General features: G+C 69.5%; 22 protein-coding genes. 4 read left to right on the top strand and 18 right to left on the bottom strand.

Annotated features, from left to right (window positions below):
* The first annotated feature begins 17 nt into the window (after positions 1 to 17).
* Complete coding sequence (locus tag ABQE93_RS21430) at positions 18 to 1,112, top strand: YVTN family beta-propeller repeat protein (protein ID WP_448412456.1); 1,095 nt, start codon at positions 18 to 20, stop codon at positions 1,110 to 1,112.
* A 12-nt stretch (positions 1,113 to 1,124) separates the two neighbouring features.
* Here ABQE93_RS21430 and nusB read toward each other — a convergent pair whose 3' ends face one another.
* The 3 genes from nusB to ABQE93_RS21415 are packed head-to-tail and all read right to left on the bottom strand — an operon-like array spanning position 1,125 to position 3,261.
* Positions 1,125 to 1,598, bottom strand: coding sequence for a transcription antitermination factor NusB (gene nusB / locus ABQE93_RS21425; RefSeq protein ID WP_448410342.1), 474 nt, complete (start codon positions 1,596 to 1,598; stop codon positions 1,125 to 1,127).
* Positions 1,591 to 2,154, bottom strand: a complete 564-nt coding sequence (efp, locus tag ABQE93_RS21420; protein ID WP_448410341.1) for an elongation factor P — start codon at positions 2,152 to 2,154, stop codon at positions 1,591 to 1,593. Before efp ends, nusB begins: the two co-directional genes overlap by 8 nt.
* A gap of 18 nt (positions 2,155 to 2,172) precedes the next feature.
* On the bottom strand, positions 2,173 to 3,261 hold the full coding sequence (locus ABQE93_RS21415; RefSeq protein ID WP_448410339.1) for an aminopeptidase P family protein: 1,089 nt from the start codon (positions 3,259 to 3,261) through the stop codon (positions 2,173 to 2,175).
* 33 nt (positions 3,262 to 3,294) lie between these two features.
* Between ABQE93_RS21415 and ABQE93_RS21410 the strand changes: the two genes are divergently transcribed.
* Entirely contained in the window at positions 3,295 to 3,843 is a 549-nt protein-coding gene (locus ABQE93_RS21410) for a B-4DMT family transporter (RefSeq protein ID WP_448410337.1), read from the top strand.
* A gap of 22 nt (positions 3,844 to 3,865) precedes the next feature.
* Positions 3,866 to 4,762, top strand: coding sequence for a hypothetical protein (locus tag ABQE93_RS21405; RefSeq protein ID WP_448410336.1), 897 nt, complete (start codon positions 3,866 to 3,868; stop codon positions 4,760 to 4,762).
* On the opposite strand, the gene aroQ is transcribed toward ABQE93_RS21405, so the two are convergent.
* The 14 genes from aroQ to ABQE93_RS21335 all read right to left on the bottom strand — a co-directional run bounded on the left by aroQ (position 4,690) and on the right by ABQE93_RS21335 (position 16,537).
* Positions 4,690 to 5,157, bottom strand: a complete 468-nt coding sequence (gene aroQ, locus ABQE93_RS21400) for a type II 3-dehydroquinate dehydratase (RefSeq protein WP_448410335.1) — start codon at positions 5,155 to 5,157, stop codon at positions 4,690 to 4,692. The two genes, ABQE93_RS21405 and aroQ, sit on opposite strands and share 73 nt — an antisense overlap.
* Positions 5,154 to 6,230, bottom strand: a complete 1,077-nt coding sequence (gene aroB / locus ABQE93_RS21395; protein ID WP_448410425.1) for a 3-dehydroquinate synthase — start codon at positions 6,228 to 6,230, stop codon at positions 5,154 to 5,156. The genes aroQ and aroB overlap by 4 nt, the downstream gene beginning before the upstream one ends.
* 4 nt (positions 6,231 to 6,234) lie before the next feature.
* Complete coding sequence (locus ABQE93_RS21390; RefSeq protein WP_448410333.1) at positions 6,235 to 6,882, bottom strand: shikimate kinase; 648 nt, start codon at positions 6,880 to 6,882, stop codon at positions 6,235 to 6,237.
* Positions 6,882 to 8,093 carry a chorismate synthase gene (gene aroC, locus ABQE93_RS21385; RefSeq protein WP_448410331.1) on the bottom strand — a complete coding sequence of 404 codons (1,212 nt, stop codon included), beginning with the start codon at positions 8,091 to 8,093 and terminating at the stop codon, positions 6,882 to 6,884. The genes ABQE93_RS21390 and aroC overlap by 1 nt, the downstream gene beginning before the upstream one ends.
* Positions 8,094 to 8,166: 73 nt before the next feature.
* A complete protein-coding gene (locus tag ABQE93_RS21380; RefSeq protein WP_448410330.1) occupies positions 8,167 to 8,769 on the bottom strand; it encodes a TetR/AcrR family transcriptional regulator in 603 nt (200 codons plus the stop codon).
* Positions 8,770 to 8,789: 20 nt separating this feature from the next.
* Positions 8,790 to 9,275 (bottom strand): nitroreductase/quinone reductase family protein, encoded by a 486-nt coding sequence (locus tag ABQE93_RS21375; RefSeq protein WP_448410328.1) that lies wholly within the window; start codon positions 9,273 to 9,275, stop codon positions 8,790 to 8,792.
* Positions 9,272 to 9,751 carry a DUF3237 domain-containing protein gene (locus ABQE93_RS21370; RefSeq protein WP_448410327.1) on the bottom strand — a complete coding sequence of 160 codons (480 nt, stop codon included), beginning with the start codon at positions 9,749 to 9,751 and terminating at the stop codon, positions 9,272 to 9,274. Before ABQE93_RS21370 ends, ABQE93_RS21375 begins: the two co-directional genes overlap by 4 nt.
* Positions 9,748 to 10,116, bottom strand: a complete 369-nt coding sequence (locus ABQE93_RS21365; RefSeq protein WP_448410326.1) for a nuclear transport factor 2 family protein — start codon at positions 10,114 to 10,116, stop codon at positions 9,748 to 9,750. Before ABQE93_RS21365 ends, ABQE93_RS21370 begins: the two co-directional genes overlap by 4 nt.
* 69 nt (positions 10,117 to 10,185) lie before the next feature.
* Positions 10,186 to 10,614: a prepilin peptidase gene (locus tag ABQE93_RS21360; protein ID WP_448410324.1), complete on the bottom strand. Its 429-nt coding sequence runs from the start codon at positions 10,612 to 10,614 to the stop codon at positions 10,186 to 10,188.
* 114 nt (positions 10,615 to 10,728) lie between these two features.
* Positions 10,729 to 11,553, bottom strand: coding sequence for a shikimate dehydrogenase (locus ABQE93_RS21355; protein WP_448410322.1), 825 nt, complete (start codon positions 11,551 to 11,553; stop codon positions 10,729 to 10,731).
* A 5-nt stretch (positions 11,554 to 11,558) separates the two neighbouring features.
* Positions 11,559 to 12,803, bottom strand: a complete 1,245-nt coding sequence (locus ABQE93_RS21350) for an endolytic transglycosylase MltG (RefSeq protein WP_448410320.1) — start codon at positions 12,801 to 12,803, stop codon at positions 11,559 to 11,561.
* Complete coding sequence (gene ruvX / locus ABQE93_RS21345; protein WP_448410319.1) at positions 12,796 to 13,311, bottom strand: Holliday junction resolvase RuvX; 516 nt, start codon at positions 13,309 to 13,311, stop codon at positions 12,796 to 12,798. The genes ABQE93_RS21350 and ruvX overlap by 8 nt, the downstream gene beginning before the upstream one ends.
* Positions 13,312 to 13,315: 4 nt before the next feature.
* Positions 13,316 to 16,009, bottom strand: coding sequence for an alanine--tRNA ligase (gene alaS / locus ABQE93_RS21340; RefSeq protein ID WP_448410318.1), 2,694 nt, complete (start codon positions 16,007 to 16,009; stop codon positions 13,316 to 13,318).
* 126 nt (positions 16,010 to 16,135) lie between these two features.
* A complete protein-coding gene (locus tag ABQE93_RS21335) occupies positions 16,136 to 16,537 on the bottom strand; it encodes a secondary thiamine-phosphate synthase enzyme YjbQ (RefSeq protein ID WP_448410317.1) in 402 nt (133 codons plus the stop codon).
* A gap of 95 nt (positions 16,538 to 16,632) precedes the next feature.
* On the opposite strand from ABQE93_RS21335, the gene ABQE93_RS21330 reads away from it, so the two are divergent.
* Positions 16,633 to 16,941, top strand: a complete 309-nt coding sequence (locus tag ABQE93_RS21330) for a GlsB/YeaQ/YmgE family stress response membrane protein (RefSeq protein WP_448410315.1) — start codon at positions 16,633 to 16,635, stop codon at positions 16,939 to 16,941.
* A 141-nt stretch (positions 16,942 to 17,082) separates the two neighbouring features.
* Here ABQE93_RS21330 and ABQE93_RS21325 read toward each other — a convergent pair whose 3' ends face one another.
* Positions 17,083 to 18,411, bottom strand: a complete 1,329-nt coding sequence (locus ABQE93_RS21325) for a replication-associated recombination protein A (protein WP_448410313.1) — start codon at positions 18,409 to 18,411, stop codon at positions 17,083 to 17,085.
* Between the last annotated feature and the right edge of the window lie 9 nt (positions 18,412 to 18,420).

The following is an 18,420-nucleotide window of genomic DNA, read 5'->3' as shown; positions in this document are numbered from 1 at the left end:
GTTGGCTGAAGGAGATGATGTCAGTGCGGTTTCGCGTCGCCGTCGTGTCGGTTGTCCTCCTGGTCGCAGGGATGCTCGCGGCGTGTGCCGAGCAGACCGGTGAACCCGACGAGCAGGACCAACCGCAGCCCGCGGTGTCCGGCTCGGTGTGGGTCGCCAACGAGGGGGCCGACAGCCTCTCGGTCGTCGACGCCGCCACCGATGCGGTCGTGATGACGGTCGAGGGCGTCAAGGCACCCCACAACGTCCAGCTGGGTTCGGGTGGGGATATCGCGTACGCGGTGAGCGGCAGCACCAACACGGTGGTCGCGATCGACGCCGCGGCGTACGCGGTCAAGGCCGTGGCCCCGACCGGGGCGGCGCCCGCGCATGTGATCGAGGCCCCGAACGGCAACGTGTATGTGAGCAACGCCGGAGACGGCACGGTGTCGGTCTACGGGGGTACGGAGTTGACGCCCGTGGCCACCATCGACGTGGGCGGTATGCCGCACGGACTTCGGGCGGCGGCCGACGGTTCGGTGGTCGTCGTCGCCAATATGGAAGGCCGGCTCGACCTGATCGAACCGACGACCCATTCGCTCACCGGCTCCGTGCCGGTGGGCACCGAACCGGTACAGGTCGCCGTCTCCGCGGACGGCCGCTACGTCTACAGCAGCGTCAGCGAACCCCCGAAGGTGGTGAAGGTCGATTTGACCACGCAGAAGGTGGTCGGCAGCACGGACGTTCCGACACCGCCGGTGCAGGTGTACTTGAGCGGCGAGGAAGACGCGGTGCTGAGCGCCAACCAGGGAACCGCCGAAACGCCCGGCCGTACCGTTTCGGTGATCGACACCGAGACCATGACACCGCGGGCGGTCGTCGAGGCCGGATCAGGGCCGCACGGTGTCGTCATCGACGACACGGCGACGCGGGCCTGGGTGACGAACACGTTCGACGACACGGTGTCGGCCATCGATTTGGATGAGGCGTCGGTGACGGCGACCATCCCGGTCGGCCACGAACCCAACGGCATCAGCTATTCGCCACGCCCACCCGCGCCGGCGTCTGCACCCACCACGACCCTGAACCTGCCCGCACCCGAGCAACCGTCCGACCACGGCCACGGCCACTAGGCCGGACGCGCGCTATTCGCCGTCGCCCCGCACGGCTCGGGCGGCGGCCCGGATCTGCGGCGTCACGAGCATGACCTGTCCCAGCACGCCGTTGACGAAACCCGGCGAGTCATCGGTGGACAGGTGTTTGGCGAGCTCGACGGCTTCGTCGACGGCCACGGGTTCGGGCACGTCGTCGGCGTGGAGCAGTTCCCACACCGCCACCCGCAGGATCGCGCGGTCGACGGCGGGCAGCCGGTCCAGGGTCCAGCCCTGCAGGTGCGCCGAGATCAGGTCGTCGATGTGCGCGGCGTGCTCGGTGACGCCGCGGGTCACCGTCACCGTGTACGGGTTCAGCGGTGCGACGTCGGGTTGCTTGTCCGCCAAGGCATTGCGCGCATCGGCGGCCTCGGCAGGAGTGATGTTGCGCGCTTCGGCTTCGAACAGCAGGTCGACGGCGCGTTTGCGGGCCTGGTGGCGGCCACGCTCGGCCCGACGTTCAGGCATTCACCCTTCCTAGGTAGCTGCCGTCGCGGGTGTCGATCTTGAGCTTGTCGCCGGTGTTGATGAACAACGGCACCTGGATCTCGGCGCCGGTTTCGACGGTGGCGGGCTTGGTGCCCGCGCTGGAGCGGTCGCCCTGCAGTCCGGGTTCGGTGTGGGTGACCTCGAGTTCCACCGAGACCGGCATCTCCAGGTACAGCGGCGTGCCGTTGTGGAAGGCGATCTGCACCGGCATGCTCTCGAGCAGGTAGTTGGCCGCGTCGCCGACCATCGATTCGGGCAGCGGATTCTGTTCGTAGTCCTCGGAATCCATGAACACGAAGTCGGAGCCGTCACGGTAGAGGTAGGTCGCATCACGGCGGTCCACGGTCGCGGTCTCGACCTTGACGCCGGCGTTGTAGGTCTTGTCGACGGTCTTACCGGACACGACGTTCTTGAGCTTGGTCCGCACGAAGGCCGGGCCCTTGCCGGGCTTGACGTGCTGGAACTCGACGATCTGCCACAGTTGGCCGTCGATCACCAGGACGAGGCCGTTCTTGAAGTCGGCGGTCGTTGCCACAGTCGGTTGTACTCCTGTTCAGAGAATGGCCAGTTCCTTGGGGAACCGGGTGAGCAAGTCGGGTGTGCCCGATTCGCCAACGACGAGCGTGTCCTCGATGCGGACGCCGCCACGGTCGGGCAGATAGACACCGGGCTCCACGGTCACCGCGGAACCAGCAAGCAGTGTACCGGCGGACGCCGCACCGATTCCGGGCGCTTCGTGGATCTGCAACCCGACGCCGTGGCCGAGGCCGTGGCCGAAGTTGTCCGCGTAGCCGGCGTCGGCGATGACCTGCCGCGACGCCGCGTCCACCTCCCGCAGCGATGTGCCAGGGACCAGGGCCTCGCGCCCGGCCCGCTGCGCCGCGGCGACCAGGTCGTAGATCTCGCGCTGCCAGTCCGCGATCGGCCCCAGCACGAAGGTGCGCGTCATATCGGAGTGGTAGCCGCTGACCAGCGCACCGAAGTCGATCTTGACGAAGTCCCCGGCCGCCAGGACCGCGTCGGTGGGCCGGTGGTGCGGGATCGCCGAGTTCGCCCCGGCCGCCACGATGGTCTCGAACGAGGGGCCGTCGGCGCCGTGGTCGAGCATCAGCGATTCCAGCTCGCGGCGCACCTCCTTTTCGGTGCGGCCCGGCCGCAGCCCGCCGCGCTCGACGAGGTCGGCCAGCGCGGCGTCGGCTGCCTCGCAGGCCAGCCGCAACAACGCGACCTCACCGGCGTCCTTCACCTCGCGCAAACCCTCCACGGTGCCCGCCGCCCGCACCAGCTCGACGTCGTCGCCTGCCGCGTCGGCCAGCGCGGTGTGGGCGTCCACGGTCACGACGTGGCTTTCGAAGCCCAGCCGTCGCACCCCGTCGGCGGCGGCGCGGCGCGCCAGGTGCGGTCCGCATGCCCGCTCGATGACGATTTCGGCGTCGGGGACCTGCTGGGCGGCCTGGGTGCGGTAGCGCCCATCGGTGGCCAGCACCGGCGCTTCGGTGTCCTCCCGGACCAGCAGCGCCGCGTTGGATCCGGTGAAACCGGACAGGTAACGCACGTTGACCAGGTTCGATATCAGCATGGCGTCGAGGTCGGCGGCGGCGAGCCGGTCACGCAACCGGGCCCTGCGCTGTGAAATAGTCACAGGTGATGAAGCTACTCGCTAAGGTGATCCCCCATGAGTAAGTGGTTGCTGCGCGGACTGGTGTTCGCGGCCCTGATGGTGATCGTGCGATTGCTGCAGGGGGCGATGATCAATGCGTGGGAAACCAAGGCCGGCTTGATCAGCGTCGTGCTGGTCGTGCTGTACGCCATCGCGGTGTTCGTGTGGGGGGTGGCCGACGGCCGCGCCGACGCGAAGGCCAACCCCGATCCGGACCGCCGCGGTGACCTGGCGATGACCTGGCTGCTGGCCGGCCTGTTCGCGGGCATCGTCAGCGGGGTGGTGGCGTGGTTCATCTCGCTCTTCTACCAGGCGCTCTACGTCGAAGCGCTGATCAACGAGGTCACCACGTTCGCGGCGTTCACCGCGCTGCTGGTGTTCGTGATGGCCATCGCCGGCGTCGCGCTCGGGCGTTGGCTCGTCGACCGCAAGGCTGACCAGACCCCGCACCTGCACCACAGCGACGACGACCGCGCGGACACCGACGTGTTCGCCGCCGTCCGCCACCCCGGCGGCGCCGACGAAACCCAGACCACCGAAGTGCGTCGCGAGGATCAACCCTGATCGGGGCTGACCGCCACCCGCTGTGAACCCGGACGAGTTCTGCACGTCCGACCAGTGGAGCGTGCTGTCCTCGGCCGCGTCGAACTCCCAGCTCGCCGGTGTTCTCGGCGGTTTCCTGATCACCGCGATCGCCCTGCTGTTCGACAAGAACAGCCGCGAAGGCGTGCACACGCTGGCGTTGTTCTCCTCCGCGGTGCTCGTGTTGATGCTGGACAGCTTCCTGTTCAGCCTGATCACCGGCACCCAGGTGCCCGACGGCGCGCGGCGCGCCACGTGTGCGATCGCCTGGACGCAGGGCGCGGTGTCGACGGGGATGCTGGCCGCCGGTGCGGTGGCGCTGTTCGGCGGGCTGGGTTGGATGTTGGCCAGCCACGCCGTCAATAAGGTGGCCGATCAGGACCCTGACGACGTCCGCGCGTACTGCTTCATGGCGGAACTGGGCGGTTGGCTGACGTTCGCGGCCGCGATGACGGCGACTTTGATCGTGTCGGAGACCTCGATCGACTACCTGCGCTTCATGTACGGGCACCGGCCCGCACTGTGGCTGGAGGGCGCCATCATCCTGGCCTGTGCGGTGTTCATAGTCGCCGATTTCGCGCTGGTGTCCGTGCGCACCCGGGCGTTGCGAAAGTCGTTGTCCAACACCGCCGAACCGACCCTGCTGGAGTTGCGGTCGATCAAGTTCGCGACGGCGGGAATCGTGGTGCTCGCGATCGGCGGGTCCTGGTTGGCGGTCAGTTTGGCGCGAGTTCCCGACGCCTGGCTGACGGAACCGAACCTGGTGATCGTCGGGTTCGTGCTGCTGCTCACGCTGGTGTTGCCGACGATCATCTCGACCGCGATCTGCTACTCGGTGCCCTCCACCGACGAGCGACCTTCGGCACCGAGGCTGGCCAGATACCGCAGGGCCAGCAGATAACCCTGCACCCCCAGGCCGACGATCACGCCGGTGGCCACCGCGCTGATATAGGAGTGGTGCCGAAACTCTTCGCGGGTGTGCACGTTGGAGATGTGCACCTCGATCAGCGGTGCGCGCAGCTCGGCGCAAGCGTCGCGCAGCGCGACCGAGGTGTGGGTCAGCGCGCCGGCGTTCAGGATCACCGGATCGCCGGCGTCGGCGGCAGCGTGGATGAAGTTCAGCAGCTCGGCTTCGCTGTCGCTTTGCCGCACAACGGCTTTGAGCTCCAGCTCCGCGGCCTCGCGTTCGATCAGCGCGACCAGGTCCTCGTAGGTGGTGCTGCCGTACACCTCGGGTTCGCGGCGGCCCAGCCGGCCGAGGTTGGGGCCGTTGAGGACGAGCACCGTCTGGGTCATGACGTCACCTCCGAGTACGCCGCAGCCAGCAGCGACGGATCGGGGCCCTCCAGGCGCCCCGGTTTTGCGAGCCCGTCGAGCACGACGAACCGCAACACCCCCGCGCGGGTTTTCTTGTCGCCGGCCATGTACTCCAGCAGCTGTGGCAGCGCATCGGGGTCGTAGCTCACCGGCAGGCCCAGCGCGGTCAGGATCGACCGGTGCCGCGCCGCGGTGTCGTCGTCGAGCCGGCCGGCCAGCCGGCCCAGTTCGGCGGCGAACACCAACCCCACCGACACCGCGGCCCCGTGGCGCCACCGGTAGCGCTCGCGGCGTTCGATGGCGTGGGCGAGCGTGTGGCCGTAGTTGAGGATCTCGCGCAGCTGCGACTCCTTCTCGTCGGCGGCCACCACCTCGGCCTTGACCGCGATCGCGCGCCGGATCAGCTCCGCCAGCACCGTGCCAGTGGGGTCGAGCGCGGCCTGCGGGTCGGCCTCGATCATGTCCAGGATCACCGGGTCGGCGATGAAACCGGCCTTGACGATCTCGGCCATCCCCGCGACGAGTTCGTTGCGCGGCAACGTTTCCAGCGTGGCCAGATCGACGAGCACGGCGGCGGGTTGGTGAAACGCCCCCACGAGGTTCTTGCCCGCGTCGGTGTTGATGCCGGTTTTCCCGCCGACCGCCGCGTCGACCATGCCCAGCAGCGTGGTGGGTACGTGCACGATGTCGACGCCGCGCAACCAGGTGGCCGCGGCGAACCCGGCCACGTCGGTGGCCGCTCCCCCGCCGAGGCTGACGATCGCGTCTTTGCGGCCGATGCCGATGCGGCCCAGCACTTCCCAGATGAACCCGACGACGGGCAGGTCCTTGCCCTTCTCGGCGTCGGGGATCTCGATGCGGTGCGCGTCGATGCCGTTGTCCGCCAGCGCCGTTCGGATCGCCTCCGCGGTCTGCGCCAGCACCGGCTGGTGCAGGATGGCGACCTTGTGTCTGCCCTGCATCGTCTGTCGCAGTTCGGTGAGCAGACCGGTGCCGATGATCACCGGATAGGGCGGGTCGACGCGTACGTCTACGGTGACCGGGCCGGTCACGGGTTCAGTCACGGTTGGCCTTCGGGTTGCGAGCGGCAAGGGCAGCGGGCGACGGCGGCGCCTCGGTGCTCGGTTCGGCGGTCAGCGACGACGGTCCACGTCGCCACGGCTGGCGGCGCCGACGACGCGGCGGCTGGGGCGCGTCGGGGTTCTCCAGCCGGGTCACGATGTAGCGCACGACGGCACCGGGATTGCGCCGATTGGTGTTGACGCGCATGGTGGCGACCCGCCGGTACAGCGGAACCCGTTGGGCCATCAGCGCTTTGAACTTCTCGCTGCGATCGCCGCCGGCCAGCAGCGGGCGTACGGTGCTGCCGCCGGTACGGCGCACCCCCTCGGCGGCGCTGATCTCGAGGTAGATGACCACGTGGCCGTCGAGCGCGTCGCGCACCCCCGCGGTGGTGATCGCCCCGCCGCCCAGCGACAGGATCCCGTCGTGGGTCTGCAGCGCGTCGCGGATGACCTCTTCCTCGATGCGGCGGAATTCCTTCTCGCCGTCGGTGGCGAAGATGTCGGCGATGGTGCGCCCGGTCTTCTGCTCGATCGCGACGTCGGTGTCGAGCATCGTCAGGTCCAGCGCCTTGGCGAGCCGGCGCCCGATAGTCGACTTACCCGAACCGGGCAGACCGACCAGAACCGCTTTGGGTGCCATCAGCCCGACGCCTGCGCCGACTGCGCCGACGGTTCGCGGTCACGCACCATGCGCAGATAGTTGTCGATGTTGGCCCGGGTTTCGGTCAGCGAGTCGCCACCGAACTTCTGCAGCGCGGCGCGCGCCAGCACCAGGGCCACCATGGTTTCGACCACCACGCCCGCGGCGGGCACCGCGCACACGTCGCTGCGCTGGTGGATGGCGACGGCCTCGTCGCCGGTGGCCATGTCGACCGTGGCCAATGCGCGGGGCACGGTGGAGATCGGCTTCATCGCGGCCCGCACCCGCAGCGGCTGGCCGTTGCTCATGCCGCCCTCGAGGCCGCCGGCGCGGTTCGTGGAGCGCACGATGCCGTCGGCGCCGGGATAGATCTCGTCGTGGGCGGCGCTGCCGCGGCGGCGCGCGGTCTCGAAGCCGTCGCCGATCTCGACGCCCTTGATCGCCTGGATGCCCATCACGGCGCCGGCCAGCTGGCTGTCGAGCCGGTTGTCGCCGCTGGTGAACGAGCCCAGCCCGACCGGAAGGCCGTGCGCGACCACCTCGACGACGCCGCCGAGCGTGTCGCCGTCGCGCTTGGCGGCCTCGATCTCGGCGATCATCGACTCCTCCGCGGCGGCGTCGAACGCGCGCACCGGGCTGGCGTCGATGGCGGCCAGATCCGACATCTGCGGCGGCGGCCCGGCATAGGGGTCCGACGCGCCGATGGAGATGATGTGGGACAGCACGTCGATGCCGAGGGCCTGTTTGAGGAACTGCTTGGCGACCGTGCCTGCGGCGACGCGGGCCGCCGTCTCGCGGGCGCTGGCGCGTTCGAGCACCGGGCGGGCGTCGTCGAAGCCGTATTTGAGCATGCCGGCGTAGTCGGCGTGCCCGGGCCGCGGCCGGGTCAGCGGCGCGTTGCGCGCGGAGTCCTCCAACTCGGCGGGGTCGACGGGGTCGGGTGCCATCACCGTCTCCCACTTCGGCCATTCGGTGTTGCCGATCTGGATCGCGATCGGGCCGCCCAACGTGACGCCGTGGCGCAGCCCGGCCAACATAGTGACCTGGTCCTGCTCGAACTTCATCCGGGCGCCGCGGCCGTAGCCCAGCCGGCGCCGGGCCAGCTGCGCGGCGATGTCCTCGGTGGTCAGCTCGACGCCGGCAACCATGCCCTCGACCACGGCCACCAGCGCGCGGCCGTGGGATTCACCAGCAGTGGTCCATCGCAACACGCAGCCATTCTCTCATGGCGATTTCGGCGCGTTTACCGTCGCTGAGCGTCCATTAGCGCGCCGAAATCGCAAACTAGTCGATCGCCAGCGCGGCCAGCACGCGGTCGATCTCGGCGAGCGCCTGGCGGTGGGCGGCCTTCTGGTCGTCGGCGCGCGCGACGATCATCGCGGTCTCACACAGCGCGCCGTAGAGGAAGTTGGCCAGCGGACCCGTCGGGCGCCGGGCGATTCGGCCGGCGTCGATCGCGCCGGCGATGCCGCGTTCCATCATGCCCAGCAGCGGAGCCTCTAGGCGGCGGACCTGCTCCCAGCCGATCGCCGCGGGCGCGTCGAGCAGCATGATCCGTTGCAGCCCGGGATCGAGGCACTCGTCGAGAAAAGCGCGGCAGCCGGCCGCGAACGCGTCCCACGGGTCCTTCTTGCGGCCGTAGGCGGTCGCCACCGGCGCCATGATCCGTTCCACCTCGCGGGCGAACACGGCCTCGAACAACTGCCGCTTGCCTTTGAAGTGGTGATACACCGCGCCCTTGGTCACCTCGGCGCGGGCGGCGACCGCGTCCAGCGACGTCGCGTCGTAGCCGTCGCGGGCGAACAGTGCGCGTGCGGCGTCGACCAGCGCGGCGGTGGTCGCCTCGGTGCGCTGCGCCTGGGTGCGTCGTGCCGCGTTCGTCGCCACAGCAGAACGATAGCCCGAGGTCATCGCGTCATCGGCTCCAAGACGATCAGCGGCAGCGGCCGTTCGGTGAACCGGGCATAGAACTCGGCCTGCGGGTACATCTGCACGAATCGTCGCAGCATCCGGTCGTACTCGGCACCCTTTAGTTCGCGCGGCCGGACCGTGCGCCGCTCGCGCCCGACGATCACCTCGCCGCTGCCGGCCGCCTTGAGGTTCAGCCACCACGCGGGTGTTCGCGCGGCGCCGGCGTTGGCGGCCATCACCACCAACGCGTCGCCGTCGCGCAGATAAAGCACCGGCGTGCTTCGGTTTTCACCGGTGCGACGCCCGACGGTCTGCAGCACCATCACCGGAGCGCCCGCGAACCAGCGGGGCATGACGCGGCCCCCGCTGACCCGGTACAGGCGGGCGTGCATCCGCGACATGGCGCGCTGGGCGCGCGGCCAGCGGCGCACCACCCGATTGGATTGGCGGGCAAGGCGTTCGTGGTCGGGAATGGCGGTCACCGCACCCGGTAGACGCGGTAGTCGATGTGGTCGGGCGACAAGATGTTGTAGCCGACGGCCACCACCTCGCTGAGCCACGCGTAGCGTTCGTCGGCGGTCTCGAAACTCGGGGTGGTCCGCACGTAGGTCTCGTCGAACCCGAGCGCCTCGCCCGCGGCCAGCCGGCCCATGCCGTCCGCCGGGATCTTGATGACACCGCCAGCGCGGTAGTGGATGAGCGCGCCATCGTGGGTCCGCAGCGTCGCGCGCACGTCGACCCGACCGACGCCGTCGCTGCCGACCAGCAGCCAGTCACCTCCGCCGGGCAGGATCTCGCCGCGCAACCGGGGGCCGTCGATGACGCCGCCAGTCGTGACGAAGGTCAACCGGGTACCCAGCGGCGTCGGGATCGCCTGTGCGGGTTGCAGATTGACCCCCATGTCGAAGAGATGCTCGACCGGTAGCGCGGTCACCATCGGCAGCTGGTCGACGGTCACGCTGTCTTCTCCAACGCGGCCTGCAGTTGTGCCGCGTCGATGAACGTGTCCTTGCGGGCCACCAGGCCATCGGGTGACACGTTGACGACGTCGAGGCAGTCGAACCGGATGTCTCGCGAAATCAGCGCCCAATCCAGGATCCAGTGGTCCGGCCCGTAGAGCACCCGGTACGTCTGCCAGGTGAAGTCGGGGAACTGCTCGAAGATGCCGGCGAAGGCCGCCCTCACGTTGGCCCGGCCGACGACCGGTGCCCCGCCGGCGTGCGTCCAGAACTGGGTGTCGGCGGTGTGCAGGGCCGCGATCGCGTCGGGGTCGCGTGCCGCCCATGCGGCGAAATAGCGCTCGGAAATGGCGGTGAGATCCACGGGTGCTCCGTTTCCTTTAGTTACATACTTTGGGTAGGTATTAACGTACCACGGGTAGGTAACTGCGGTCTAGAGCACTGCGAGCGACACCGCCGCCGCGGCGGCCAAGCACATCGAAGGGCCGTGCGGCACAGTGGTTTCGTCCCGGCGAATCGCCGCGACGATCGCCCATCCGGCGGTCAGCAGCGGCGCCACCAGTGCCGCCAGTGCCCACACGTCGACGCCGAACGCGCCCGTCAGCGCGCCGACACCGGCCGCAAGTTTCACATCGCCCGCGCCCATCGCCGTCGGCGCCAGCAGGTGCACGACCAGGTAGGCGGCGAACAGCGCGACGGCGCCCAGTACCGCGGAGACCCCGTGTCCCGCCACCGCGGCCGCGGCGAGAATCACCGTCGCGCCCGGCACCGTCAACCAGTTCGGTAGCCGGCGTTGGGTGATGTCGAAAACGCTCAGCGCCGCCAGCCACCCCAGCACGGCCGCACACGCCACTGCCCCCACTTTCGAAGGCTAACTGCGGCGCGGCACACCGTTATGCGCCGATTTCTGCGCCAGGGTCGTGGATCCGCGCGGCCAACAGCCCTGCGGTAGAAATCGGCGTCGGCGCCGCACGGTCTATCCCTGGCCGAGCGCGGCCCTCATCGCTTCTTTGGGTGCGGGCATCCCGGTGAACTGCTCGACCTGAGCGAACGCCTGGTGCAGCAGCATCTCCAGGCCGCTGATCACCCGGCCGCCGGCGGCGGAGACCGCGGCGGCCAGCGGTGTCGGCCAGGGGTCATAGATCGCGTCGAGCAGCGCGGGAACACCGGCGACCGTGTCCGCGTACTGCGCGGCGACGTCGGCGGGGATGGTGTTGACCACCACATCGACGCCGCTGAGTTGCGTGCCCAGCGCGACCCAGCGTGTCTCGGCGCTCAACCGCTCGCCCAAATCGACCAATGGGCGCGCCTTGTCGGGGTTGCGCGCCACGATGGTGATGTCCTGCACGCCGAGTTGGGCGAGGCCCGCGACGACGGCCGGTGCGGTGCCCCCCGAGCCCAGCACCGCAGCGCGGCCCGACGCCGCGCCCAGAGCGCCCGCCACGCCGTCGACGTCGGTGTTGTCGGCGCGCCAGCCGTCGGCGGTCCGCACCAGGGTGTTGGCCGAGCCGACCAGTTCGGCGCGCGGGCTCCGTTCGTCGGCGAACCGCAGCGCCGCGAACTTGCCCGGCATCGTCACCGACACCCCGACCCACTCCGGTCCGAAACCGCTTACTACAGACGGCAATTGCTCGGCCGTGCATTCGATGCGCTCATACGTCCAGCCGGCCAACCCCAGCGCGCGGTAGGCGGCCAGGTGCAGCTGCGGGGACCGCGAATGGCTGATCGGCGACCCCAGCACCGCGGCTCTCCTGCGATTTGTGTGCGATTTGTTGCGCTCAGCGCTCCTAAACGCGCCCAAATCGCTTACCGTGCCGAATCCAGGACGCCGTTGCCCATGGCCAGCTCGATGTTCGCCAGGTGCTGCCCGTAGTCGCGGGTGAACAAGGTGGTGCCCTGCATGTCGATGGTGACGAAGTACAGCCAGTCCCCCGGCTCGGGCCGCTCGGCCGCGGTCAGCGCCGGCTGTCCAGGCGAGCAGATCGGGGTGGCCGGAAGGCCGGGCCGCACATAGGTGTTCCAGTCGGTGTGCTGGGCGCGGTCGGCGTCGGTGGTGGCCACCTCGATGCGGTCCAGCGGATAGTTCACCGTCGAGTCGAATTCCAGCGTGCGGTTCTCGGCCAGCCGGTTGTAGATGACGCGGGCGACCTTGCCGAAGTCCTCCGGGGTGGCTTCGCGCTGCACCAACGACCCGACGGTCAGCACCTGATACGGCGACAGGTTCATCGCCGTCGCGGTGTCGAGCAGCCCACCCTGGGCGTACTGGGTCGCGCTGGCCCCGATCAGCGTCGACAGGATCTGTTCCGGGGACGCCGACGGGTCGATGTTCCACATGCCCGGCGCGATCAACCCCTCCAGCCGGCGGTGGTCCTGGCCCAGCGCGGTGACGGCATCGGTGGCCCAGTCCGGCACCGACAGCGTCGCCGGCGGGGCGGCGGTCGCGATGTTCTTCAGATCCTCTGCCGACACGCAGCGACGTTCCCCGTCGAGGTTCACGCACGTGGCACGCGAGATCAACGAGAGGATGCCGTCGGTGACGGCGTTGGTCTTGACGTCGCGCACGTCGTCGAGCTGACGACCCTCGGGGATCACCAGCTTGCCCACCCGGTTCTGCGGGTCGGCCAGGCGCTCAACGGCATTGGAGGCCGGGATCTCGGTGCGGACCTTGTAGAAGCCGGGCTGAATCGACGAGATCGCGGTGTTGCCTTCGGCGGCGTTGAGGAACGCTCCGACGGTCGCGACGACGCGGTGCTCCTGCAGCGTCTGCCCGATCGCGGTGGTGGAGTCGCCGTCGTGGACCTGGATGACCACATCGTTGACGCCTTCACCGGTGTAGTCGTTGCCGGTGCCGAAGAAGGAGTGCCACAGCTTGGAGCCCAGGAACACCGCGGCGACCGCGATCACGATCAACGTGGTCAGCGTCAACCCGCCGACGATCCGACGCTTACGCCGGCTCCGCGCCTCGCGGATCCGGTCGGCGCGCGTCCTGCGGCGCCTCGGCGGACCGACCGCGACGGGCTCTGCGCGTCCGCGGCTCCATTGGTCAGTCATCCCCAACCTCTCCGTGCCCGCTCCTCGCAGTGCGGCGTTGATCCAACCAGTTCTGCAGAATCCCCACCGCGGCCGCCTGGTCGATCACCGACCGCTGACCCTTGGCGCGGATTCCGGCTTCGCGCAGCGACCGCTGCGCCACGACGGTGGTGAGACGTTCATCGGCCAACCGCACCGGCGTCGGAGCCACGCGGCGGGTCAGCGCGTCGGCAAGCGCGACGGCGTCCTGCGCCGACGTGCCGGAGCGGTCGGCGAGCGTGCGGGGCAGGCCCACCACCACTTCGACCACGTCGAGTTCGTCGACCAGCGACGCGAGCCGACGGATATGGCGGTCGGTGCGGTCGCGCCGGACCGTCTCCAGCGGAGTGGCCAGGATGCCGTCGGGGTCGCTGACCGCCACCCCGACGCGCACGGTGCCCACGTCGACGCCGAGCCGTCGTCCCCGGCCGGGGTCGGGCGGATCGAGGTCACGTCCGGGCCGATCGGGTAGGCGGTCGGTTTGGGCCACGAGGTCAGCTCCGGTCTATCTCTGCGCGCAACGCGGCCAACGCCGCGTCGATCCCCGCCGCCCCCTTGCCAGAACCCTGCGCCAGTTCGGCCTTGCCGCCCCCACGGCCGTTGACCGGTGCTGCCAGCTGCTTGACCAGGTCGTTGGCGCGAAGACCGAGGTCTTGCGCCGCCTGGTTGACCGCCACCACGAACGGGACGGTGTCGTTGTCACCCTCGGCGATCAGCGCGACGACCGCCGGGTCACTGCCCAGCTTGCCGCGAATGTCACCGACCAGGGTGCGCAAGTCAGCGGCCGACATCCCGCCGGCCATCCGTTGCGCCACCACTCGGACCTTACCGATAAGTTCAGCGCCCGCGGCGGCATTGGCTGCGGCGGCCTTGGCGTTGGCCAGCCGCATCCGGTCGAGTTCCTTTTCGGCCGCGCGCAGCCGCTCCACCAGGTTGGCCACCCGCGCGGGCACTTCTTCGGACGGCACCTTCAGCGTCGACGCCAGACCGGCCATCAACGCGCGCTCCTTGGCCAGATGGCGGTAGGAGTCCAGGCCGACGTAGGCCTCCACCCGGCGCACACCCGAGCCCACCGACGACTCACCCAGGATCGTCACCGGGCCGATCTGCGCCGAATTGCGCACGTGCGTGCCGCCACACAACTCGAGGGAGAAGGGGCCGCCGATCTCGACCACGCGGACCTCGTCGGGGTAGGCCTCGCCGAACAGCGCCATCGCGCCCATCGCCTTGGCCTTCTCCAACTCGGTGGTGAACGAGTGCACCTCGTAGTCGGCCTCGACGGCCTGGTTGGTCACCTCTTCGATCTGGTGGCGCTGGTCTTCGGTGAGCGCGCCCTGCCAGTTGAAGTCGAACCGCAGGTAGCCCGGCCGGTTCAGCGAGCCGGCCTGAACCGCGTTGGGGCCCAGCACCTGCCGCAGCGCCGCGTGCACCATGTGGGTGCCCGAGTGGCCCTGGGTGGCGCCGTGGCGCCACCGCGGGTCGACGGTGGCGACGACGGTGTCACCCTCGACGAACTCGCCCGATTCGACGTTGACGCGGTGTGCCCACAGCGTTCGAGCGATCTTCTGCACGTCGGTGACGGCGGCCTTCGCCGAGGCGGATGCGCCGGTGCCGGAGATGTCGCCTTCGTCGGCGATCTGACCGCCCGACTCGGCGTAGAACGGGGTGCGGTCGAGGATCAGCTCGACGTGCTCGGAGCTGGCCGAGGTTTCGTGGTTGACGACGGGAACCCGTCGCCCGTCCACGAAGATCCCGAGAATCGTTGCCTCAGAGACCAACTCGTCGAACCCGGTGAACTCGGTGGGCCCGGTATCGACCAGATCGCGGTAGGCCGACAGGTCCATGTGGGCCTGCTTGCGCGCGGCCGCGTCGGCTTTGGCCCGCGCGCGCTGCTCGGCCATCAGGCCGCGGAACCCCTCCTCGTCGACGGACAGCCCCGCTTCCGCGGCCATCTCGAGGGTCAGCTCGAGCGGAAAGCCGTAGGTGTCGTGCAACGTGAACGCGTCGGCGCCGGACAGCACCGTCGCGCCGGAAGCCTTCGTCGCGCCGGCGGCCTCCTCGAACAACCGCGATCCCGAGGCGAGCGTGCGGTTGAACGCGGTCTCCTCGGCCACCGCGATGCGTTGGATGCGGTCGAAGTCGCTGACCAGTTCCGGATACGACGGGCCCATCGCGTCACGCACCGTGGTCATCAGGTCGGCGACGATCGGGTCCTCGATGCCCAGCAGCTTGGCCGACCGGATGATGCGGCGCAGCAGCCGGCGCAGCACATAACCGCGGCCGTCGTTGCCGGGGCTGACCCCGTCGGCGATGATGATCGCCGCGGTGCGGCTGTGGTCGGCGATGATCCGGTAGCGCACGTCGTCATCGTGGTTGCCCTGGCCGTACCCGCGCGGAGCGAGGCCGGCGACCAGGTCGATGACCGGGCGCACGAGATCGGTCTCGTAGACGTTGTCGACACCCTGCAGCAGACACGCCACCCGCTCCACGCCCATGCCGGTGTCGATGTTCTTGCGCGGCAGCGGCCCGAGGATCTCGAAGTCCTCCTTGGAGGTGCCCTCGCCACGTTCGTTCTGCATGAACACGAGATTCCAGATCTCGATGTAGCGGTCCTCGTTGGCTTCCGGGCCACCCTCGATGCCGTATTGCGGGCCGCGGTCGTAGTAGATCTCCGAGGACGGTCCGCACGGTCCCGGGATGCCCATCGACCAGTAGTTGTCGGCCATGCCGCGCCGCTGGATCCGCTCGGCGGGTAGGCCTGCGACCTCCTGCCACAACGCGACGGCCTCGTCGTCGTCGACGTAGACGGTGGCCCACAACCGCTCGGGGTCGAAACCGTAGCCGCCGGCCTCGACCGGGTTGGTCAGCAGCGTCCACGCGAACTCGATCGCGCCCTTCTTGAAGTAGTCGCCGAACGAGAAGTTGCCGGCCATCTGGAAGAAGGTGTTGTGCCGGGTGGTGACCCCGACCTCGTCGATGTCGGGCGTGCGGATGCACTTCTGCACGCTGACCGCACGCTTCCACGGCGGGGTGCGCTGGCCGAGGAAGTAGGGGACGAACTGCACCATGCCGGCGTTGACGAACAGCAGGTTGGGGTCGTCGAGGATCACCGAGGCGCTGGGCACCTCGACGTGGCCCGCGTTCACGAAATGATCGAGGAAACGCTTCCTGATCTCGTGTGTCTGCACGTTGCTACTGTCCTCGCCGTCGTGTGTTGTTCCGCAGGTACCTGCGACTATTCGACCGCACTACAGTACCGGTCGCGGTTGGCGGTCCTGAAAGGTCAACGAACGGGCGCGGCTGGCAGTGCCGCCTCAGGACGTGACGAAGCTCAACCGCACCGAACGCCGCGGGTTGTCCCGGTTCAGGTCGACGAGCACGACGCTCTGCCACGTTCCCAGCAGCGGCTCACCACCCTCGACCGGCAACGTCACCGACGGTGACACCAGCGCGGGCAGCACATGGTCGGCGCCGTGACCGGGTGAGCCGTGGGCGTGTCGGTAGCGATCGTCGCGGGGCAGCAACCGCTCCAGCGTGTCGACGAGGTCGTGGTCGGAGCCCGATCCTGTTTCGATGATCGCCAGGCCGGCGGTGGCGTGCGGGACGAACACGTTGCACAGGCCGTCCCCGCGGGAGCCGCAGAAGTCGCGCACCGCGTCGGTGAGGTCGACGATGCGGTCGCGGGTCGTGTCGATGGTCAGCACGTCGGAGTCCACGTCTTCGAGCCTACGAGGCCGCCGAGCGTTGACGCCCGCGTTTATTCGCCGGGGGCGCGGGGTATCGCACTCCCACGCCCGACCTTGGAGGACTTATGACCATCACCGGAGTGATCACGGCAATACTCATCGGCATCGTGGTCGGTGTGCTGGGCCGCCTGCTCGTGCCGGGCCGCCAACCGATCGGCTTTCTGGTGACCATCCTGGTCGGCATCGTCGCCGCGCTGATCGGCACCGCGCTCGCCAGGGCGCTGGGTATCCCGACCGCGACGAGCGGTATCGACTGGTTGGAACTGCTTGTCCAGGTGGTCGTCGCGGCGATCGGCGTGGCGCTGGTGGCCGCGCTGATGGGCCGCAGGGACACCGGTGTGGTGGGCAGGCGCCGCGGCATGCTGCGGCGGTAGCCACCAAGAGTTGGGGTGCACGTTGCCGTCGGGGTCGGCGGATCGGTGTGGAGCGCGTCCCCCCAGCGCGTCCCTCGATCACCGCGCCGCCCCGGCGGCAACCCCACTGTGGCGCCGAAAGGGACAAACGTTCTGGCGCAGTCAGCGCTTGCGGCGGATGATCGCCCGTAGCTTCTCCAGCCGGGCGGCGATCTCGCGTTCGACGCCGTGGGTGGTCGGCCGGTAGTAGTCGACGCCGACGAGCTCATCCGGCGGGTACTGCTGGGCGACCACCCCGTCGGGGTCGTCGTGGCTGTACTTGTAGCCGATCGCGTTGCCCAGCTTCTCGGCGCCGGAGTAGTGCCCGTCGCGCAGATGGGTCGGCACCAGCCCGGCCTTACCCGCGCGCACGTCGCTCATCGCGGCGCCCAGCGCCGTGGTGACCGCGTTGGATTTCGGCGCCGTCGCCAAGTGCACGGTGGCGTGCGCCAGGGTCAGTTGCGCCTCCGGCATGCCGATCAACTGGACGGTCTGCGCGGCGGCGACGGCGGTCTGCAGTGCGGTCGGATCGGCCATGCCGACGTCTTCGCTGGCCAGGATCATCAACCGCCGGGCGACGAAGCGCGGGTCCTCCCCCGCCACCAGCATCCGGGCCAGGTAGTGCAGCGCCGCGTCGACGTCGGATCCGCGGACCGATTTGATGAACGCGCTGATGACGTCGTAGTGCTGGTCACCGTCGCGGTCGTAACGCACGGCGGCCTGGTCCAGCGACTGCTCGATGGTTGCGACGGTCACCTGCTCCCCGGTTTCCGAGGCCACCTCGAGCGCGGTCAACGCGCGTCGCGCATCGCCGGCCGACAGTTGCACCAGGAGGTCGACGGCATCGTCGGTGACCTTGACCTTGCCGCCGAGCCCGCGCGGGTCGGCGATGGCGCGGCGCACCACGGCGCGTACCGCCTCGGCGTCCAGCGGCTGCAACTGCAGGATCAGCGACCGCGACAACAGCGGCGCGACCACCGAGAACGACGGGTTCTCGGTGGTGGCCGCCACCAGCAGCACGACGCGGTTCTCCACCGCGGACAGCAGCGCGTCCTGCTGGGTCTTGGAGAACCGGTGCACCTCGTCGATGAACAGCACGGTCTGCTCACTGTGGGCAGCCGCGCGGCGCGCGACGTCGATGACGGCGCGGACCTCCTTGACACCCGACGACAGCGCCGAGAGCGCCTCGAACCGGCGGCCGGTGGCCCCGGAGATCAGCGCGGCAAGCGTCGTCTTTCCGGTGCCCGGCGGGCCGTACAGGATGACCGAGGCGGCGCCGGAGCCCTCGGCGAGCCTGCGCAGCGGCGAGCCCGGTTGCAGCAGGTGATCCTGCCCGACCACTTCGTCGAGGGTGGCCGGGCGCATCCGCACCGCCAGCGGCGTCGACGCCCCGACCGGGCCGCCCGCGGTGACGCTCGGCTCACCGGGGACGTCGAACAGACCGTCGGACACGATCCCTGC

This window comes from Mycolicibacterium sp. XJ662, assembly GCF_053484035.1.
Note: the sequence above shows the minus strand (reverse complement) of the source record. Positions and strands in the feature narration are given on the sequence as shown.

What these genes read in the sequence shown, in the direction of transcription:
- ABQE93_RS21430 (WP_448412456.1), top strand. Translation starts at nt 18, where the DNA reads ATGTCAGTGCGGTTTCGCGTCGCCGTCGTGTCGGTTGTCCTCCTGGTC.
- ABQE93_RS21410 (WP_448410337.1), top strand. Translation starts at nt 3,295, where the DNA reads ATGAGTAAGTGGTTGCTGCGCGGACTGGTGTTCGCGGCCCTGATGGTG.
- nusB (WP_448410342.1), bottom strand. Translation starts at nt 1,598, where the DNA reads ATGCCTGAACGTCGGGCCGAGCGTGGCCGCCACCAGGCCCGCAAACGC.
- ABQE93_RS21390 (WP_448410333.1), bottom strand. Translation starts at nt 6,882, where the DNA reads ATGGCACCCAAAGCGGTTCTGGTCGGTCTGCCCGGTTCGGGTAAGTCG.
- ABQE93_RS21330 (WP_448410315.1), top strand. Translation starts at nt 16,633, where the DNA reads ATGACCATCACCGGAGTGATCACGGCAATACTCATCGGCATCGTGGTC.
- ABQE93_RS21350 (WP_448410320.1), bottom strand. Translation starts at nt 12,803, where the DNA reads ATGACTGACCAATGGAGCCGCGGACGCGCAGAGCCCGTCGCGGTCGGT.
- aroQ (WP_448410335.1), bottom strand. Translation starts at nt 5,157, where the DNA reads ATGACCCAGACGGTGCTCGTCCTCAACGGCCCCAACCTCGGCCGGCTG.